Annotated in this window: 15 protein-coding genes; 10 read left to right on the top strand and 5 right to left on the bottom strand. The window is 71.9% G+C overall.

What is annotated here, in order from left to right; genetic code table 11:
• Positions 1–74 precede the first annotated feature (74 nt).
• Positions 75–3,329 carry a hypothetical protein gene (locus J2X63_RS05200; protein ID WP_309974670.1) on the top strand — a complete coding sequence of 1,085 codons (3,255 nt, stop codon included), beginning with the start codon at positions 75–77 and terminating at the stop codon, positions 3,327–3,329.
• Positions 3,330–3,444: 115 nt separating this feature from the next.
• Positions 3,445–5,385 carry a DEAD/DEAH box helicase gene (locus tag J2X63_RS05195; protein ID WP_309974668.1) on the top strand — a complete coding sequence of 647 codons (1,941 nt, stop codon included), beginning with the start codon at positions 3,445–3,447 and terminating at the stop codon, positions 5,383–5,385.
• Positions 5,386–5,430: 45 nt separating this feature from the next.
• Here the strand turns inward: J2X63_RS05195 and J2X63_RS05190 are convergent, their stop codons facing one another.
• Positions 5,431–6,003 carry a hypothetical protein gene (locus J2X63_RS05190; protein WP_309974666.1) on the bottom strand — a complete coding sequence of 191 codons (573 nt, stop codon included), beginning with the start codon at positions 6,001–6,003 and terminating at the stop codon, positions 5,431–5,433.
• A 13-nt stretch (positions 6,004–6,016) separates the two neighbouring features.
• Entirely contained in the window at positions 6,017–7,165 is a 1,149-nt protein-coding gene (locus J2X63_RS05185) for a zinc-dependent alcohol dehydrogenase (RefSeq protein WP_309974663.1), read from the bottom strand.
• 226 nt (positions 7,166–7,391) lie between these two features.
• On the opposite strand from J2X63_RS05185, the gene J2X63_RS05180 reads away from it, so the two are divergent.
• The 3 genes from J2X63_RS05180 (at position 7,392) to J2X63_RS05170 (ending at position 9,748) form a co-directional block, all read left to right on the top strand.
• A complete protein-coding gene (locus J2X63_RS05180) occupies positions 7,392–7,946 on the top strand; it encodes a hypothetical protein (protein WP_309974660.1) in 555 nt (184 codons plus the stop codon).
• 70 nt (positions 7,947–8,016) lie between these two features.
• Complete coding sequence (locus J2X63_RS05175) at positions 8,017–8,799, top strand: alpha/beta hydrolase (RefSeq protein ID WP_309974657.1); 783 nt, start codon at positions 8,017–8,019, stop codon at positions 8,797–8,799.
• Between the two features lie 115 nt (positions 8,800–8,914).
• Positions 8,915–9,748, top strand: a complete 834-nt coding sequence (locus J2X63_RS05170; RefSeq protein WP_309974654.1) for an MBL fold metallo-hydrolase — start codon at positions 8,915–8,917, stop codon at positions 9,746–9,748.
• 39 nt (positions 9,749–9,787) lie between these two features.
• Here the strand turns inward: J2X63_RS05170 and J2X63_RS05165 are convergent, their stop codons facing one another.
• Complete coding sequence (locus J2X63_RS05165) at positions 9,788–9,952, bottom strand: hypothetical protein (protein ID WP_309974652.1); 165 nt, start codon at positions 9,950–9,952, stop codon at positions 9,788–9,790.
• 185 nt (positions 9,953–10,137) lie between these two features.
• Between J2X63_RS05165 and J2X63_RS05160 the strand changes: the two genes are divergently transcribed.
• On the top strand, positions 10,138–11,082 hold the full coding sequence (locus J2X63_RS05160) for a phosphodiesterase (protein ID WP_309974649.1): 945 nt from the start codon (positions 10,138–10,140) through the stop codon (positions 11,080–11,082).
• A gap of 184 nt (positions 11,083–11,266) precedes the next feature.
• Here the strand turns inward: J2X63_RS05160 and J2X63_RS05155 are convergent, their stop codons facing one another.
• Both J2X63_RS05155 and J2X63_RS05150 read right to left on the bottom strand, forming a co-directional pair.
• Complete coding sequence (locus J2X63_RS05155; RefSeq protein WP_309974647.1) at positions 11,267–12,334, bottom strand: type IV toxin-antitoxin system AbiEi family antitoxin domain-containing protein; 1,068 nt, start codon at positions 12,332–12,334, stop codon at positions 11,267–11,269.
• Positions 12,335–12,553: 219 nt separating this feature from the next.
• Positions 12,554–14,182 carry a stealth family protein gene (locus J2X63_RS05150; RefSeq protein WP_309974644.1) on the bottom strand — a complete coding sequence of 543 codons (1,629 nt, stop codon included), beginning with the start codon at positions 14,180–14,182 and terminating at the stop codon, positions 12,554–12,556.
• Between the two features lie 277 nt (positions 14,183–14,459).
• Between J2X63_RS05150 and J2X63_RS05145 the strand changes: the two genes are divergently transcribed.
• The 4 genes from J2X63_RS05145 to J2X63_RS05130 all read left to right on the top strand — a co-directional run bounded on the left by J2X63_RS05145 (position 14,460) and on the right by J2X63_RS05130 (position 19,477).
• Positions 14,460–15,509: an acyl-CoA desaturase gene (locus tag J2X63_RS05145; RefSeq protein WP_309974642.1), complete on the top strand. Its 1,050-nt coding sequence runs from the start codon at positions 14,460–14,462 to the stop codon at positions 15,507–15,509.
• Between the two features lie 213 nt (positions 15,510–15,722).
• Entirely contained in the window at positions 15,723–17,129 is a 1,407-nt protein-coding gene (locus J2X63_RS05140) for an NtaA/DmoA family FMN-dependent monooxygenase (protein WP_309974638.1), read from the top strand.
• Positions 17,130–17,233: 104 nt separating this feature from the next.
• Entirely contained in the window at positions 17,234–18,577 is a 1,344-nt protein-coding gene (locus J2X63_RS05135; protein WP_309974635.1) for an aminotransferase class V-fold PLP-dependent enzyme, read from the top strand.
• Positions 18,578–18,727: 150 nt separating this feature from the next.
• Complete coding sequence (locus tag J2X63_RS05130; protein WP_309974631.1) at positions 18,728–19,477, top strand: hypothetical protein; 750 nt, start codon at positions 18,728–18,730, stop codon at positions 19,475–19,477.
• The last annotated feature ends 32 nt before the right edge of the window (positions 19,478–19,509 follow it).

Here is a 19,509-nt window from a genome sequence, read left to right as displayed (position 1 = left end):
CGGCGCGCTCACCGCGCGGTCCGGCTCTCGCATCACCCACCCCTTCGCGCGCCTTCCGCTGGTCGCGCCCGCTCGTGGCCGTCGCGACGGCCGCGGCCCTGGTCGCCGGCGGCGCCCTGCTCCCAGGAGCCGCGGGCGCCGCGACCGCCGCGCCCAAATCCGACCTCCGTCCCGTCGAATACCTCACCCGGGGGCTGGTCGGCGCCCAGACCGCCGGAGGCATCTTCCTCAGCTGGCGCTTCCTCGGCGACGAGCCCGACGGCCTGTCGTGGAACGTCTACCGCAAGGACGGCGACGCGGACTTCGCGAAGATCACCACCATCGCGCCGCGCGACGTGCAGCCCGAGAGCGACTACGACACGAACCCCGGCGTCGTGAAGGAGGACGTCACCCCGTCGAACTACACCGACCCCGACGGCGCGCTCACGTCCGTCTACGAGGTCGCCCCCGTGGTCGACGGCGTCGAGGGCGCACGGCAGGGCATGAGCGTGCCGATGCTCTCGGCGCTCCCGGGCGGGTCGGGCCAGGCCGATCGCGGTGCGGTGCACTACATCCCGCTGAAGCCCGCGCCGGCGCCCGTGCCGCTCGCGCACTTCACCTACCGCGGCTCCGGCAACCGGTTCGGAGGCCCGAACGTCAACCTGAACGCCGCCGGCATGGTCATCCCCGGCACGGGCGGCCAGAACTGGTACGTCGTCGACATGGACCTGCTCAAGGGCTTCCGCGTGGCGTACGAGGAGCAGGCGACGGTGACGCAGGAGCAGCTCGACGCATGGGTCGCCGCGCTCAACGCGCACAACACGACCCCGAACGCGCTCGGCGTGGCGACCTACGCCGCTCCCCGGCCGCTGACGAACTCCCTCGTCGACGGCAAGGTCACGAAGGCGCTGTACGACGAGCTCGAGGGCGAGTTCATCGCCTACGTCGAGAACCTCGACTCGGGCACCTCGCTTCCGTACGCGGAGACGGCCACGGGAGCCATCGAGACGTCGCAGAGCGGCGCCTACTCCACCCACGACATGACCGTGGGCGACTTCGACGGCGATGGCGAGTACGAGATCGTCGTCAAGTGGCGGAGCACCCAGGTCGACCCGATGTACTCGGAGCCGATCTTCGGCGGCGCGAACACCACGACGGCACCCGAGTACATCGACGTGTACAAGCAGGACGGCACCCTGCTGTTCCGCGTGGACATGGGCTACAACGTGCGGGCGGCCAACGACCACGAGACCACCCTGTTCGCCGAGGACTTCGACGGCGACGGCAAGTCCGAGCTCATGCTGAAGACCGCACTGGGGACGCGCATCGGCAACTGGGACGAGGCCTCGCAGTCCGTCGTCTACCCCGACTCGGGCGTCGTCGGCGGCGAGGACGGCCTGAACTCCACCACCGAGAGGTTCACGGAGTACTTCGCCACCGGCGACGAGCAGGCGCTCGACACCTACTGGTCGCTCCTCAACAGCTTCAGCATCTCCTACCGGAGCCCGACGGCGGGAGGCGGGAATGACGGACCCAACGATCCGAACATCAAGCGATGGATCAAGACGTACCACGTCGGCCCGATCGGCCCCGCGAAGGACGACCAGGAGTTCTTCTCCGCGTTCGAGTGGAACGCCGACGCCGGGCAGGGCGAGCTCGTCGACAGCGAGACCTACCCCTTCCCCTACCGGGCGAGCGTCGACGGCGAGAACTGGGCGATGACCCCGGCCACGCAGCGCGGCAACTACTCGTACCTGGCGTTCCCGGGCCCCGGCGCGGGCACGTCGGCGAACGACTACAAGGCGCAGATCATGGCCGAGAGCGAGGCGTACTGGCTGCAGCATCCGTGGAAGGCCGCTTCGTTCGGTGACGCCCAGGGCAACCGCGCCAACCGCTACGTGGGCGTCGTCGCGGCGCTCGACGGCGTGAACAAGTACGCCGTGTCGCAACGCGGCTACTACCACCGCACCACGCTCGCCGCCTTCAACCTCGTCGACGGCCAGGTGAACCTGCAGGCGAGCTTCGACTCGGCCGACCCGCAGTACTGGTCGCTGGGCGGCAGCGCCTACGACTACCAGAACCGCGGCAACCACTTCACCACGTCGGCCGACCTCGACGGCGACGGCTGGGACGAGGTGGTGCTGAAGGCGATGGTCCTCGGCCTGAACACCGACAAGACCAAGATCCTGCCGAAGGTGCTGAACGGCGACGTCATGCCCACGATCGAGGGGCAGGACGGCGTCCCGCCGGTCGCCGGCGCGTTCCAGTTCGCGACCGACGAGGTGCGGAACAACCCCGAGAACGTGTGGGCTCCGCTCCGGCACGGCGACCGCAGCGCACTGCTGCCGGTCGACAAGGAGAACCACATCAGGGAGTGGTCGGGCATGGAGGAGCACCTCCTCGACGACCTGCGCACCGGCGTGCACACGGGCTGGCTCCCGGGTCCAGCCGGCTACGACCCGATGAAGGGCAAGCGGCTCGACGAGCACGGCGACGTCGTGGTCGAGAACTCGCTGATCTACGGCGTGTACGCGGCGAGCGACGACGAGGGCAGCGTGGCGGGCAACTACTCCAACCGCTGGCCCGGCGCCGAGGCCGGTTCGGCGGGTGCCACGAATGAGGTGCGCAGCATGGTCACGGGCGAGATCCTGACGACCACGGCGAGCCCTCGGGGCATCGCGCAGGGCCAGAACGCCATCTGGTTCGGCGGCGGCCTGACGCACATGGCGGTCAACGGCTCGACGGTGAACCGCATCGACGACCTGACGTTCGCGGCGTCCTCGTACCTCGCGACCGGCCTGACGTCGACCGGCAACAAGAGCACGCCGACCCTCAAGGCGGACCTGCTCGGCGACTGGCGCGAGGAGCTCGTGCTGCGGGCGAGCGGCAACCGCCTCGGCATCGTCACGTCGCTGGCACCGACCGAGTACGGCATCCGCACGCTGATGCACGACCCGATGTACCGCAACGGCGTGGCCAACAAGAACACCGGCTACGACCAGGTCGGGTTCGCGAGCTTCTACCTCGGCGACGAGGCGGAGCTGCCCGCGGAGCGGACCGACATCGCCGTGCCCGCCGCCCCTGACACGACGGCTCCGGATGTCTCGGTGAAGCCCGACTCGAAGGGGAAGGACGGGGTCTACACCAAGGTCTCGTTCACGATCTTCGACGCGGGCAAGATCGACCGCGTCACCGTGAACGGCGTGGAGCAGGACCTGGCGGACCGCACCCACGCCAACCTGAACAACCTGAGGCCGGGCACCCACGGCGCTCGGCTCGGTGCCAACGAGCTGCAGGTGTTCGACGTCGCGGGCAACGTCACGACGGTGACCTTCACGCTGGTCGAGTGACGGCAGCGCTCCGGGCACTGGCGCGCTCGGGGTGAAGCGAGGAAGGGTCGGTCCGCATGGGCCGGCCCTTCCGCGGCATCCCACCGCCTCACAGCCCGACGGACTACCCTGAAGCGTGACTTCCAGCGATGCTCCGGTCGAGGTCGAGGCTCCTGACGAGCCCGCCGCGATCACGTTCGCCGACCTCGGCCTCGACGGGCCGGTGCTCAAGGCGCTCGACGACGTGGGCTACGAGACCCCGTCGGCGATCCAGGCGGCGACCATTCCCACCCTGCTCGCGGGCCGCGACGTCGTCGGCCTCGCGCAGACCGGCACGGGCAAGACGGCGGCGTTCGCGCTGCCGATCCTGGCGCGCCTCGACCTGCACCAGAAGACCCCGCAGGCGCTCGTGCTGGCGCCCACCCGCGAGCTCGCCCTGCAGGTCTGCGAGGCGTTCGAGCGCTACGCGGCGCACCTCAAGGGCGTGCACATCCTCCCGGTCTACGGCGGCCAGGGGTACGGGGTGCAGCTCTCGGCGCTGCGACGCGGCGTGCACATCATCGTCGGCACGCCGGGCCGCATCATGGACCACCTCGACAAGCGCACGCTCGACCTGTCGGAGCTCAAGTACCTCGTGCTCGACGAGGCCGACGAGATGCTGAAGATGGGCTTCGCCGAGGACGTCGAGACGATCCTCGCCGACACCCCCGACGACAAGCAGGTGGCGTTGTTCTCCGCGACCATGCCGGCCGCGATCCGGCGCATGTCGAAGCAGTACCTGCACGACCCCGAGGAGATCACGGTCAAGACCAAGACCCAGACCTCGGCGAACATCACGCAGCGCTACCTCGTCGTGTCGTACCAGCAGAAGATCGACGCCCTCACGCGCATCCTCGAGGTCGAGAACTTCGAGGGCATGATCGTGTTCGTGCGCACGAAGAGCGTCACCGAGGAGCTCGCGGAGAAGCTGCGGGCCCGCGGCTACTCGGCCGCGGCGATCAACGGCGACATCGCCCAGGTGCAGCGCGAGCGCACGGTGAACCAGTTGAAGTCGGGCAAGCTCGACATCCTGGTGGCGACGGATGTCGCCGCGCGCGGCCTCGACGTCGAGCGCATCAGCCACGTGGTGAACTTCGACATCCCGAGCGACAGCGAGCCCTACGTGCACCGCATCGGCCGCACCGGCCGCGCGGGCCGCACCGGCGATGCGATCAGCTTCGTGACCCCGCGCGAGCGCGGCCTGCTCACCCGCATCGAGAAGGCGACCAAGCAGCCCATCACGCAGATGCAGCTGCCGAGCGTCGACGACGTCAACGTCACCCGCCTCGCGCGCTTCGACGACCGCATCAGCGCCGCACTCGGCCAGGCCGAGCGCATCGACGGGTTCCGCGACATCATCGCCCACTACGTGCGCAACCACGACGTGCCCGAGGCGGATGTCGCGGCGGCGCTCGCCGTCGTCGCGCAGGGCGACTCGCCGCTGCTGCTCGAGCCCGAGCCCGTGCGCCCGCCGCAGCGGTTCGACCGCGACGACCGCGACCGCCCCGGACGGGGCGAGCGCGGTGATGGCCGCGGCGCAGAGCGGTATCGCGGCGCGGGCGACCGACCCGAGCGGCGCCCGCGTCCCGGCGCGAAGCCGATGACCACCTACCGCATCGCCGTGGGCCGGCGTCACAAGGTCGAGCCTCGCCAGATCGTCGGGGCGCTCGCGAACGAGGGCGGCCTGCAGCGCGACGACTTCGGCGCCATCCAGATCCGGCCCGAGTTCTCGCTCGTCGAGCTTCCCGCCGACCTGTCGCCCGACACCCTCGACCGGCTGACGGGCACGCGCATCTCGGGACGGCTCATCGAGCTGCGACCCGATACCGGCGGGCCTCGCCGTCGCGACGACCGTGGCGATCGCGGCGACCGGAGCAGCCGCCCCCGGCGCGACACCCGCGACGCGCGTCCGCGCTGGGACGACCGGGAGAGCCGCGACCGCAGCGCAGGCGGCGATGCGTCCTCCGAGCACGGCGGCGACGATGCACCCGCCCGCAAGCCGCGGCACAAGACGGCCGGGGCCACCACGACCGACTGACACGGATGCCCCGGCGCTTCGCCGCGGCATCCGTCGTCTCTCGTGTCAGCGGAGCGCCCGCACGGCCCCCCGCACGATCGTGACGGCGCCCACGGCGGCCAGCACCCACGGGCCGGCGATGAGGATCGGGTCGATCCAGGTGTGCGACCGGTCGACCCGGGTGACGCCGAACCTCGAGCGCAGGCCGTGCCGGCGGAACTCGCTCAGCACGCCCGTCTCGGTGATCGGGTTGTCGGGGCGCAGCGACGCGAACGACCGCACGTGGGCTCCGACGGAGTCGACGCGGTCGCCGAGGATGAGCAGCAGCCAGTGCGCGGCGCGTCCCTCGCTGTACCGGTCGTAGGCGTACCGGCGGATCGCGCCCGACACGCCGTGCAGCGGCTGCGCGGTGCCGAAGACGGGGGTCAACTGCTCGTGCTCGATGGAGCGCTCGCGGCTGCCGTGCTCGGGCTGGCGGTCGGGGAAGGTCCAGTGCGCACCCGTGCCGGCGGGGTCGTGCCACTCGCGCGGCACGGCCGGGCGGTCGGCGGGGTCGAGGTCGGCGCCCCACCCGGCGATGCGGGCGCGCAGGGCTTCGCGGTCGACGTGGTAGTCGTGCTGGGTCGGCGTGTACGGCATGGTGATCTCCTCCTCAGGCGGCGCTCGGCACGATGATCGGCTTGATGCAGTCATCGAGCTTGGCCGAGAACATGTGGTACCCCTCGGCGATGTGCTCGAGCGGGATGCGGTGGGTGACGATGTCGCGCGGCTTCAGGTAGCCGTTGCGGATGTGCTCGAGCAGCCGTGGCCACTGCCGCTTGACGGGGCACTGGTTCATCCGGAGCGTGAGCCCCTTGTTCATGGCATCGCCGAACTTCACGGCGCTGAACATGGGTCCGTAGGCGCCCATGACCGAGACGGTGGCGCCCTTGCGCACGGAGTCGATCGCCCAGTTGAGGGCGATGGGGGAGCCGCCCTGGAGCTTGAGCTTGGCCGACGTGACGTGCTGGGTGAAGTTGCCGTCGGCCTCCGCGCCCACGGCGTCGATCCCGACATCCGCGCCCAGGCCGTCGGTGAGCTTCTTCAGGTGCACGACCACGTCGTCGACCTCGGCGAAGTTCACCGTCTCGGCGTCCGCGAAGTCCCGGGCCTTCGCGAGCCGGTACTCGAGGTGGTCGACCACGATCACGCGCCCGGCGCCCATGAGCCACGACGACTTCGCCGCGAAGAGGCCGACGGGGCCCGCGCCGAAGACCACGACGGTGTCGCCCTCCTCGATGTCGCCGAGCTGCGCGCCGAAGTACCCCGTCGACAGGGCGTCGGTCATGAGCAGCGCGTCCTCCTCGTCGAGCCAGTCGGGGATCAGGCCGGGGCCGACGTCGGCGAACGGTACGCGCACGTACTCAGACTGCGCGCCGTCGTAGCCGCCGCAGGTGTGCGAGTAGCCGTAGATGCCGCCCACCGCGGTCGCGTTCGGGTTCACGTTGTGGCAGTTCGAGTAGAGGCCGCGCGAACAGAAGTAGCACGATCCGCAGTAGATGTTGAAGGGCACCATCACCCGGTCGCCTGCCGTGAGCCGCTCGACGGAGGACCCGACCTCGACGACCTCGCCCACGAACTCGTGCCCGAACGTGTGGCCCACCCTCGTGTCGGGCATCATGCCGTGGTACAGGTGCAGGTCGGATCCGCAGATCGCCGCGAGTCGCACGCGAACGATCGCATCGTTCGGATGCTCGATCCTGGGGATGTCCTTCTCCTCGACGCGCACCTTGTACGGTCCGCGGTACACCATGGCCTTCATGGGTTCCTGCTCCTCGTGATCGGTCGCGCATCCAGGTCGGCCACGAAACCATCCGCCGTTCGGCGAGGCAAGGGGGTTGCGCCCGGGGTTCGGTCGGCGGATGCCGCAGGGCGTCGCCGAGGCACGGTCGCCTCCTGCCCGTGTGTGCGAGGCATCCTCACACCGCCTATCCTCGATACGGACTGTGCGCCCCATTCGGGGGTGCCGGCGGAGCGAGCAGGCGGAGGTGACGACGGCGATGTCCGAGCACCACGAGTCCGCGGGCCGGTCCGGGCGACGCCGGGGACGCCACGCCGCACCGGCGGACGCGACGCCGGCGGTCGACGGCCTCGCGGTCGGCCTCCGAACGGCGTTCGCGCGGGCTGCCGCGTGGCTCGAGCCGCGCCGCGCCGCGGCGCTCGCCTGGGTCTCCAAGCGGCGGCTGCCCGTGTTCGTGGTCGCCGCCACGTTCGCGACGGTGGCGATGCTCGGTGGCACGATCGCGGTGCTGCAGTCCACCGCGCCGCCGCACCAGGCCGACGACGCCGCCCCGGCGGTGAGCACCGTGCGGCCGACCTCCACCGAGCGCGAGGAGCCCAGCACGTTCGGCCCGATCCTGCCGTCGCCCGGCGCGCCGACCACGCTGCCGCCGCTCCCCGAGACCCCGGAACCCGACGCCGACGACGCCACGCCGACCGACGGCGCGCCGTCGCCCGAGCCCGAACCGACGACCGCACCCGACGGCAACGGTCGCGACACCGCGCCGGGCCAGACGAAGAAGCTCGACAAGCCCGGCGGCTGACCCGGCTCCCGGGAATCCCGAGCAGCACAAGGGGCTGCGCACGCGCCGCCCAGCCGATAGGTTCCCGCGCATGGAGACCGTCAGCGAAGTCGTCGTGGGTGCGCACCGCTACCGAGCGCACGAGACGGGCATCGGCCGCGCCGGCGAGGTGACGACGGTCCTGCTGCACGGCATCGGCATGACGCACCGATCGCTCGCGAAGGTGCAGGAGGCGATGCCCGCGACCCGGCGGGTGCTGAACATCGACCTCGCCGGCTTCGGGCCCAACCCCGCGCCACGACACGGGCTCAGCGTGGAGGAGTACGGGCGCGATCTCGCCGAGGTCCTCGCGCGGCGCGGCGCGTGGCCGGCGATCGTCGCGGGGCATTCCATGGGCACCCAGTTCGCCGTCGAGCTGGCGAGGATCCGGCCGCGGGACGTGCTCGGCATCGCGCTCATCGGGCCGGTGGTCGATCCGGCGCGGGGCACCGTGCGCCAGCAGGCGCTCGACCTCGCCAGGGACACCGTGGGCGAACCGCCTTCCGTCAACGCACTGGTGCTGCGCGACTACTTCCGCGGCGGCATCCGGTGGTACCTGAAGGAGCTCGGGGCGATGATGCGGTACCCGATGCTCGAGCGCATCGCCGAGTGCGTTGCGGACACCGTCGTGATCCGCGGCGAACGCGACCCCATCGCCCGCGAAGCGTGGTGCGAACTCCTTGCGGCCGCGAGCGGAGGACACACCGAGGCCGTGAGCGTGCCCGGGAGGCGCCACGTGGTGCCCCGCACGGCACCCGACGCGGTGGCGCGCGAGCTCGTGCGCCTGGCCGAGCGGGTCGAGCGCCGAACGGCGGACGCCGCGCCCCGGCGCTGAGTCCGCGCGTCGGCGCATCCGCCCCCCGGCCGGGTCAAGGGGGTTGTCCGGCGTTCCGGCATGGCCGAACGTGGATGCACCCGGGGAGGCGGTGGTCCGACGGAAGGCGGCTGCCGTGCAGGATCGACACATCACCGACGAACGGCGCGAGGTGCGAGCTCCGGGACACGAGGCATCCGCGCCGCCGCGACGCAGCCGGAGACCCCGATTGACCTGCAACGTGGTCCCCGGGGTGCATCGCCTCGAGCACGCCTACGTGAACTGCTACCTCCTCGAGCAGGGCGGCGCGCTCACGATCGTCGACACGGCGCACCCCGCGACCTGGCCGGTGATCGGCCACGCCATCCGCGCCCTGGGCCGGGAGCCCGGTGACGTGCGAGCCTGCGTGCTCACCCACGCGCACTTCGACCATCTCGGGTTCGCCCTGCGAGCGCAGCAGGAGTGGGGCGTGCCGATCATCGCCCACCCCGAGGAGGAGTACCTCGCGGCGCATCCGTACCGCTACGCGCACGAGAATCCGCGGGCCGTCTACCCGATCGCGCACCCCCGGGCGGTGCCGCCGCTCTTCGCCATGGTGCGCGCCGGCGCCCTGCGCGTGAAGGGGGTGTCGGGGATCACCTTCCTCGCCGCGGACGAGGTGCTCGACGTGCCGGGACGTCCGCGGGTGGTGTTCACGCCCGGACACACGTTCGGGCACTGCGCGCTGCACCTGCCCGACTCCGACGCGGTGCTGAGCGGTGACGCGCTCGTCACCTTCAACCCGTACACGGGCGGTGACGGACCGCAGATCGTGTCAGGCGCCGCGACAGCCGACAGCGAGCAGGCGCTGGCCTCGCTGACGGCGCTCGCAGCGACTCGCGCATCCGTGCTCCTGCCCGGTCACGGTCCCGTCTGGCGCGCTGGCGCCGGGGCCGCGGCGGCGATGGCGAGGTCTGCCGGGCCGTCGTGAGTCCGGGGCGGGCGGGCAGGTTCAGGGACGCACCGGCGATCAGGCCGCCAGCGCGTGGGCGTCGTGCAGCATCACCGAGGTCGGCCGCGGGTGGTCGTGATCCCTGGGGCAGGCGCATGGCACCGCGATCACCGCGAGCTCGAGCCGCACGAACTCCACGTGCTCGACGAACTCCGCCGACTTCGTCCGCCCCCACCACGCCATGATCGACCTCCCTCACCAGAGAGACGCCACGGATGCCGGATCGTGACGCGATTCGCCGGAATCCGTGTCGTCGCGTTCGGGTTCGTCACATTCCGGATTCATTCAGCGTTCAGATTCGCATGGTCGGCTAGGTTGAGCGCGACGCCCACCGCCGCGCGCCACCACCGAACCGATGGGAACCCCCAGTGACCATTCGAACGGCCGAGTACCCCAGGCCGGATCACTTCCTGCTCCACATCAGCGACACGCACCTGCTCGCTGGTGGCGGCAAGCTCTACGACCGGGTGTCGAGCGAACAGCACCTGCGGACGCTGTTCGACGAGTTCGAGGCATCCGGTGCCCGGCCAGAGGCGATCGTCTTCACCGGCGACCTGGCCGACCGCGGCGAGGCCGACGCGTACGACCGCATCCGCCGCATCGTCGATCCCGTGGCCGAGCGGCTGAGCGCCCAGGTCATCTGGGTCATGGGCAACCACGACGACCGCGGGGCGTTCCGCCGCGGCCTGCTCGGCGAGCGGCTCGGCGGGTCGCGCCCGGTCGATCGCGTCGACGACGTGAACGGGCTGCGCGTCATCACGCTCGACTCCACCGTGCCGGGCCACCACCACGGCGAGGTGGCGCCCGCCCAGCTCGACTGGCTCGCCGAGGAGCTCTCGATCCCCGCTCCGCACGGCACGATCCTCGCCATGCATCACCCGCCGGTGCCGAGCGTGCTCGACCTCGCGGTGTCGGTGGAGCTGCGCGACCAGTCGGGCCTCGCCGAGGTCGTCGACGGCAGCGACATCCGCTCGATCATCGCGGGGCACCTGCACTACTCGTCGACGGCGACGTTCGCGGGCGTGCCCGTGTCGGTCGCGTCGGCGAGCTGCTACACCCAGGACCTCAACGTGCCCGTCGGGGGCACCCGCGGTCGCGACGGTGCCCGTGCGTTCAACCTCGTGCACGTGTATCCCTCGACCGTGCTGCACTCGGTCGTGCCGCTCGGCTCGTTCCCGGCGCTCGACTTCATCCCCGCCGACGAGAGCGCGCGCAGGCTCGGCGAGTCGGGCGTCAGCATCGCGGATGCCGCGACGCCGCGTGTGCCGAAGGAGCCCCCGTTCACCATGCCGATCCCGGTGCTCGCCGGCTGACGGCGCCCGCGCGGCCGCGGTCGCGCGCCGACCCTCTCACGCCCGCCCGCCCCTGCCACGCGCGTCGACCCGCCCGCCCGCCCCTGCTCCTCTCCGCCGGAATCCCGTTCGGGCGGGAGAATCCATGCGTTGGGGATTCCCCGGCGCGAACGGGATTCCACCGCGCTGCACCTCGTGCCAGCGCTCAGATCAACGTCAGCGGTCGCCGGGTGCGCGGCACTCCGAGCCGTGCAAGGCGCGCCTCGACGGGGCGCTTCCGCATCATGTCGTTCCAGTCCCAACGATCGAACCCCGAGAGCTGCCGGCGGATCGCATTCTCGCGGTCCTTCTCGGCGATGACGGCGGCCGCCGCGAACTCCGCCGCTGCAGCCGCCGCTCGGGACGCGTCGTTCCGACCGCCCGCACCCATCGCATCGGGCGCAGTCGGCGCACCACGGACTGGCGATGCCATGTTCCCTCCCAGGTACTTCCCGCGCCCGTCCGCCTCGGCGCCAGCGTGGATCTCGGGCCAGTAGAAGTCCAGGAACGCCCGCCGGCCGGCCTCGGGGAGCCACAACTCGTGCTGCAGCACGGGAGGGGCGAATCCGAGTTCCTCGATGAGGAGCCGGCTCCCGCTCTCGATCGGTGTGTCCGCGAGCGGCGTGGCGCGATCGAGGACGGCGTCGGCGCGGCGGCTCCGCGGATGCGGCTTCAGGCGATCGTGCTCGGACCTGAGGCACTCGAGCGTGGTCATCGGCTGACCGCCACCGAATCGCGGCACGTGCAACGCCGCATCCGTCGCCGTCAATGCCGCGACGAGCGGTGCATGGCGCGCGAGCTGCAGCAGGGTGAACTCGATCGAGGTCACGAGCATGCCTTCGACCGCGGTGACGTCTATGTCTCGCGTCCGCGCCACTTCGACCACCCCCGACCTGCGCCGGCCGTGCTCGCTTCGCGACATGATGAAGACGTCGGCCGGCCACGCGCCGAAGATGGGAAGGCCCAGCAGGGCCACGGCCGAGTAGCTCGTGAAGACCGGCGCGTGGAAGGTGGCGGCGACCGCATGGACCTTCGACAGGTAGGCGAGCCGCGCTCGCTCGGCCATCGCCAAGTCGTGCTCGTCGTGCATCGACGCAGCTCGGTAAAGCCCTCGCCGGGCACGCTCGAGCTCTCCGCGTGCCAGGGCGGCACGCAACTCGGCGTCGGCGCCGATCGCCCTGACGGCGGCCGAGCGGATGAACCCGTGCTGGTCGAGTGGGAGGGAATGCGGCATGGGATGAGCGTCGCCTCATCGACCGCCCCCGAGGGCCGCCGCGCGTGGCGGGGGAGTGGCGGCCGTCGGCTCCGCGCTGTGGAGGGGCAGTCGACGCTTCGGTGGAATCCCGTTCGCGCAGGAGAATCCCCGACGTGGAGGATTCCGCCGCTCGAACGGGATTCCAGTGGGCCGGGTCGGCGCTGGGAGTGGCCGTCAGCGCGGCGCGCGCGGGTGCGGCTACGCCGTGAGGTCGGGGGTGCCGCCGCCGGCTGCGGCCGCCGCAGGGAGGTCGGCCGCGGCATCCGTCGCCTTCTCCCACGGCGCAGGGAACGGGAAGTAGCGGTCGAGGAACTCGATGACCGCGGCCGTGCGCTGCTCGACCGAGATCTCGGGGAAGCTGCCGTCGTTGAGGCAGAACATGTCGTGGTCGCGGCGCTTGAGCAGCTGCTTCATGGCGGGCAGCGCCTTGCGCAGCGTCGTCTCGACGTACTTCACCTTGGCGTCGGTCTGCACCACGGCGCGGCCCGTGAGCAGCGCGTAGTAGTGGTACAGCGAGTTCGTCACCGAGATGTCGGTCGCGGAGCGGAAGCGGCTCGCCGCCGTGCGGCGGAACTCCTCGGGGAACGCCGCCTCGAGGTCGGCCATCACGCTCTTGCGGAGCGGCGCCGCGCAGTGCTCGAGGTGGCGCGTGGTCACCTTCCCGAACCGCTCGCGCAGCAGCGCCCGGTTGACGCGCGCGGCGTTCTCGAACCCGCTGCGGCCGGGATGCGTGTCGCCGAGGCCGATGCGCGTCGACGCCTCGACGAACTTCGTGATGCCTCCGGGGGAGAAGAACAGCGACGGGCTCACCGCCCGACCGAAGAACATGTCGTCGTTCGAGTAGAGGAAGTGCTCGGCGAGGCCCTCGATGTGGTGCAGCTGGCTCTCGACGGCGTGCGAGTTGTGCGTGGGCAGCACCGACGTGTCGGCGAACATCTCCTCGCTGCGCACGATGGTGACCTTCGGATGCTTCGCCAGCCACGCCGGCGCCGGGGAGTCGGTCGCGATGAAGATGCGCCGCACCCATGGGGCGAACAGGTACACCGATCGCAGCGCGTACTTCAGCTCGTCGATCTGCCGGTAGCGGGCCTCGGAGTCGTCGCCCTCGCCGACCACGTAGCTCTGCATGCGCTTGGCGCGCTCGCGCACGAACTCGTCGCTGGAGCCGTCGACCCACGAGAACACCATGTCGATGTCGAAGTCGACGTCGCTCGCGAGCGGCGCGAACATGTGCTCGAGGGTCGGCCAGTCGCGGCCGTGCAGGTGCACCGTGTCGTCGATCGCCTCGGAGCGCGGCAGCGTGCGCCGCATGAGCGCGTTCTCGACGGGCGCCTCGATCGTGTCCTCGCCGAAGCGCCAGAACTCCAGCTGCACGGCCGTCTCGCTGCCGTAGCGCAGGCGCCCGACGGGCTCCACACGCGGCCGGTAGAGGCGCAGCACGGTGGCCTTGCGGTGGCCCGAGAGTCGTCCGTCGGCGAGGAGCACGGGGTGCGAGTCGGCGGCCCGCTCGGGGGCGAGGGTCGCCGCATAGAACGGCTCGTTCGCGAAGGCCTCGGCGAAGGCGTGGGCGACGGCCTTGCGGTCGGCGCGGTCGACGGCGAGCACGAGGCGGTCGTCGTTGCCGCGCACGAGGAGGTACGAGATGGCGGCCGCGTCGAGGGCGTCGCGCACGGCGAGCAGGTCCTCCACCATCGACTCCTGCGGCGTCGCGTGGCCGTTGCGCAGCGCGTACTGGCCCTTGCGCACGACGAGGTCGTCACGATCGAACCGCGCGGTGCGCGGGGCCGACGCCACCAGCACCAGCTCCGAAGCATCCGAGAGCCGCATCGGCGGCGCGGACGACGGTTCCTTCCTCGCGAACGCATGCCCGTCGTGCTGGTGCGGGTCGGCAGGTCGATCGCGTCGGGAACTCGTCACGGAAGGGTGGCCTCCAGGGGTCGGCGGATCGCGCAGGAATTCGCGCGGGGATGGAACGATTCTACCGAGCGCGGGCCGGCAATCCCACGGCTTGACGGATGGCGGATGCCGCGCCGCAGGCGTAGCCTCGAATGAACCATTCCGCGTGCCGGGACCCCGCGTGCGGCGACCTCGAGAGCGAGTCGCCATGACCACGCACACGGCACCAGCCAGTGACTTCACCGAACTCGCGCGTCAGGTGCGTGAGGCCGGCCTCATGCGCCGCCGCTACGGCTACTACTGGACGAAGCTGGCGCTCGTCCCCGTGCTCTTCGCGGCCACCATCGTCGCGTTCGTCTGGATCGGCGACTCGTGGTGGCAGCTGTTCATGGCCGTGTGGTTCGCGTTCCTGTTCACGCAGACCGCGTTCCTCGGCCACGACGCCGCGCATCGGCAGATCTTCCGGTCGGGGCGGTGGAACGACTGGACCAGCCTCGTGCTGGGTGGCTTCGTCGGCATGAGCTACGGATGGTGGCAGCACAAGCACACCCGCCACCATGCGAATCCGAACCAGCTCGGCGTCGACCCCGACATCGAGCTGCCGGTCGTCGCGTTCACGCCCGAGCAGGCCGGCCGGCACCGGTCGCGGTTCATGCGGTGGGTGATGGCGCACCAGGGGGCGTTCTTCTTCCCGATCCTCCTGCTCGAGGGGCTCTCGCTGCACGCGTCGAGTGTGCATCGCGTCGTCATGCGCGAGCACCTCGCGCACCGCCCCGCCGAGATCGCGGTGCTCGCGGTGCGGCTCGTCGGGTTCCTCGCGCTCGTCTTCCTCGTGCTCTCGCCCGGCATCGCGGCCGTGTTCCTCGCCGTGCAGCTCGGCCTCTTCGGCCTCTACATGGGCGCCTCGTTCGCGCCGAACCACAAGGGCATGCCGCTCGTGCCGAAGGCCCTGCGGCTCGACTTCCTGCGCCGCCAGGTGCTCATGAGCCGCGACATCCGGGGCACCCCGTTCCTCGACTTCATGATGGGCGGCCTCAACTACCAGATCGAGCACCACCTCTTCCCGTCGATGGCCAGGCCGCACCTGCGCCGGGCCGCACCCATGATCGCCGCGTACTGCCGCGAGCTCGGCGTGCCGTACACGCAGACCGGGCTGTGGCAGTCGTACGCGATCGTGCTGCGCTACATCAACCGCGTCGGGCTCGGCGAGCGCGATCCCTTCATGTGCCCGCTCGTGGAGCAGCGGGCGAGCATCTGAGCGGATGCCGCGGGACGGATGCCGCGCGGCGCACGTCGGGGGACGGATGCCGCGCGACGCACGTCGGTGACGGATGCCGCGGCGCCCGCCCGCGGCATCCGATGACCCCCGATGACGCCGGGTTGCGGCGTGTGGCACCCCGTTCCGCCGTGTGACGGCACCCCTCGCGGCGTGCGCGCGGCCTGCCTAACGTCGCATCCGGGAGGTGGACGCATGACGAGACTCATCATCGGCGCCATGGTGCGGGCGATCGGCGCGTATCCGTCGGGCTGGCGGTATCCGGGGGCGCATCGAGACCCCCGGGGCGACGCCGCCGTGCTGCGCCGCGCCGCCGAGGTCGCCGAGCGGGCGCGCCTGGACTTCCTGTTCTTCGGCGACTGGCTCGCCACCGGGCACGACCTCGAGTACCGGGACCCGCACCTCGTCGCCCGGGTGGATCCGCTCAGCGCCATCACCTACCTCGCCGGCGTGACCGAGCGCATCGGGCTCGTGGCCACCGTGAACACGACCTACGCGGACCCCTTCACGGTGGCGCGGGCGAGCGCCTCGGCCGACCTGCTCTCGGGCGGGCGTGCGGCGCTCAACCTCGTCACCGGCTCCGACGCCCGCTCGGCGGCGAACCACGGCGTCGACTTCACGCACGTCAGCACCGTCCGCTACGACCGTGCGGTGGAGTTCCAGGAGGTGCTGCGCCGGCTCTGGGACTCGTTCGACGACGACGCGATCGTGGCGGATGCCGCGTCGGGCGTGTTCCTCGACCCCGACCGCTTGCACGCCACCGCGTTCCACGGCGAGCACCTGCGCGTGGCCGGGCCGCTCAACGCGGTGCGCCCCGTGCAGGGGCACCTGCCCGTCCTGCACGCGGGCCTCTCGCCGAGCTCGAAGCTCTTCGCGGCGCAGCACGCCGACCTCGCGCTCGTCGCCGTGTCAGGCCACGACCAGGCGATCGCGGTGCGCGAGGAGCTGCGCTCGCTGGCGTTCGAGTCGGGCCGCGACGACCGCACGCTGAAGGTCATCGCCCCGGTGCTGCCGATCATCGGCGAGACCCGCGAGCACGCACAGGCCATCGCCGACGAGCTCAGCGAGCTCGTGCAGATCGCCGAGGACTGGCCGGGCGGCGCTCCGCCGGCGTTCCCCGCCGCTCGCTCGCTCGCGCAGCTCTCGACCCTCGTCGGCGTCGACCTGACCGGCCTCTCGCCCGACCGCGCGGTGACCCCGACGCTCGCGTCCTCGTTCTCCGACGCGGGCCAGCTGCTCGTCGAGATCGTCGCCGAGCGCACCGGCCGAGCCCCGTCGGGCGACCGACCGCCGACCCTGCGGCACCTCGTCGTCGCGGCATCCGTCAACGCGTCCATCGTCGTCGGCACCGCCGCCGAGATCGCCGCGGAGTTCGCCGCGTGGGGCGACTCGGGCGCCGTCGACGGATTCAACGTGCTCTCGGCCGTGCAGCCCGCCCAGTTCGAGGCGTTCGCGCTCGGCGTGGTGCCCGAGCTCCAGCGGCTCGGGGTCTTCCCGCTCGAGTACGAGGGCGAGACGCTGCGGGACCACCTCGGCCTCGAGCGCCCCGCCAACGTGCACACGGCCGACCGGGTCCGGCTGGAGGAGCGGCTCCTGCGCTGAGCTCCGTTACTCGATGTTGCGCGACGTGACACCGTGCGACGGCGACGGTTGAGGCGTTCGGCGGTCGGCCGTAGGTTCGACGCCAACCCAACCGAGGAGTCCCCGTGATCGCCACCGACCTGCGCACCTCGCCGACGCGCGTGCGCGCTGTCGCGGGCGAGCGAGCGGATGCCGCGGCGACCGGCCCTGCGTCACTCGCGGCCCTCGCCGACGCCGGCCTTCGGGTGCCCGTGCTCGGCGGCGGCACGGTGCGGCACGTGAACCTCGACGTCGCGGCATCCGCGCCCGCCCTGGATGCGGTGGTGCAGCACGTGGCCCGAGTCATCCCCTACTACTCGAGCGTGCATCGGGGCAGCGGGTACGCGTCGCAGGCGAGCACGGCCCTCGTCGAGGATGCTCGCGTCACGGTGGCGCGCCATGTCGGCGCCCGCGACGACGACCTCGTGATCTTCACGCGCAACACGACCGACGCGCTCAACCTGCTCGCATCGGCCGTGCCCGGCGACACCGTGGTGCTCGACCTCGAGCACCACGCCAACCTGCTGCCCTGGCGGTCGCGCCGCGTCGTCGTCGGCCGGACGACGATCGCCGAGACCATCGACGCGCTCCGCGACGAGCTCGGCGCCGCGCCTGTCGCACTCCTCTCGGTGACCGGCGCCTCGAACGTCACCGGCGAGGTGCTGCCGATCGCCGAGCTGGCTGCGCTCGCCCACGAGCACGGCGCGCGCCTGGCCGTGGATGCCGCGCAGCTGCTGCCGCACCGGCGCGTCGACCTCGCGGCAGCCGGCATCGACTACCTCGCGTTCTCGGGGCACAAGGCCTACGCGCCGTTCGGAACGGGCGCGCTCGTCGGGCGGGCCGACTGGCTCGACGTGGCGCCCGCGCACCTCGCGGGCGGCGGGGCCGTCGAGGCCGTGCGACTCGAGGCCGTGGAGTGGAAGACCGGCGCCGACCGGCACGAGGCCGGCACGCCCAACGTGATCGGCATCGCGGCACTCGCCCGCGCGCTCGACGAGCTCGACCGGCTGGGCGACGGGCCTCGCCGTGAGCACGAGGCGGCGCTCACCGCGCGGCTGCACGAGGGGCTCGCGGACATCCCGGGCATCCGGGTCATCCGCGGCTTCGACGACGCCGACGACCGCCTCGGGATCGCCACGATCGAGCTCGAGCGCGGCTCGGTGGGACTCATCGCCGCCGCGCTCGCCGCGGAGCACGGCATCTCGGTGCGGGCCGGGCGCTTCTGCGCGCACCCGTTCTTCGACCGCGTCGCGTCGCGGGCGAACGGGCTGCGCGCGAGCCTCGGGGCCGGATCCTCGGCTGACGACGTCGACCGGTTCCTCTCAGCGCTCGCCGGGCTCGTGGCCGACGGACCCGCGCACGCGTACGAGCGCACGCCCGCCGGGTGGTGTCCGCGGGTCGACGACCGCCCGCTGCCCGTCATCGGCTGACCCGCGCGTCGGCGCCCGGCGCCGCGCCCCGCAGCGCCGTGCGCAGCAGCGGCGTGCCCAGCAGCGCCGTGACCCGCGGCGTCGTGCGCCGCCACGGCAGGCGTCCGCGACCCCATTCCGTCTGCGGCGGAAGAGGCGCACACTGGGCGCATGGGATCGATGTCGACACCCATGGAACCGCATGTGGGCGACCGGCTGGAGCGCCGCCACGAGGAACTGCTGCGGCTCGTCTACGGGACGCCCGAGGGGCCGCCCGGCGATGCGGCGGCCGAGCTCGCCGCGGTCGAGGCGGAGCTCGCCGAACGGCTCGGACCGGCGGTCACCGGGCCGGCGGACGCCGGGCCCACGTACGGCGACACGTCGGCCGACGACCCGAGCGACGGATCTGGACCTCCGGCCCCCGTTGCGGCATCCGGTCGCCGCCCCCTCGGCAGGGGCCGGGCGATCGCGGCCGCCGTTGGGATCCTCGCCCTCGTCGCGATCGCGCTCGCCGTGCTCGCCCCCGCCCGCGAGGCGCTGTCGCCGCCGCGCGGCCTCGCCGTCTTCGAGCGCGCGCAGACCCCCGAGGAACGCGGGCGCACGGACGAGATCGCCACCGCCGCCGAGCTCCAGCCGTCGGAGGCGGCCACCCTGCGCAGCCTCGGCCGGGCCTTCGGCCACGACTTCTGGGCGTTCCGCGACGACGACCGGGTCTGCCTGCTCGTGCGGCGCCAGTTCTTCTTCTCGTGGGTGACGAGCTGCACGTCGGTCGACGGGTTCGCCGAGCACGGGCTGAGCCGTCGCATCGTCGCCGACGACATCCGCGACGGAGCGCGGCCGAGGCGCATCGGCCCGGGCGACGTGGTCGTCATGACGTGGGGGCCCGAGTCGATCGACCTGGAGTGGACGGTGGAACGCTGAGCGGCCGTTCGTAGACTGGAGGTCACGCACGG

This window comes from Agromyces sp. 3263, assembly GCF_031456545.1.
Classification (GTDB): Bacteria; Actinomycetota; Actinomycetes; order Actinomycetales; family Microbacteriaceae; genus Agromyces.
The sequence above is the reverse complement of the archived record's forward strand: the minus strand, read 5'-3'. Positions and strand labels throughout refer to the sequence as shown.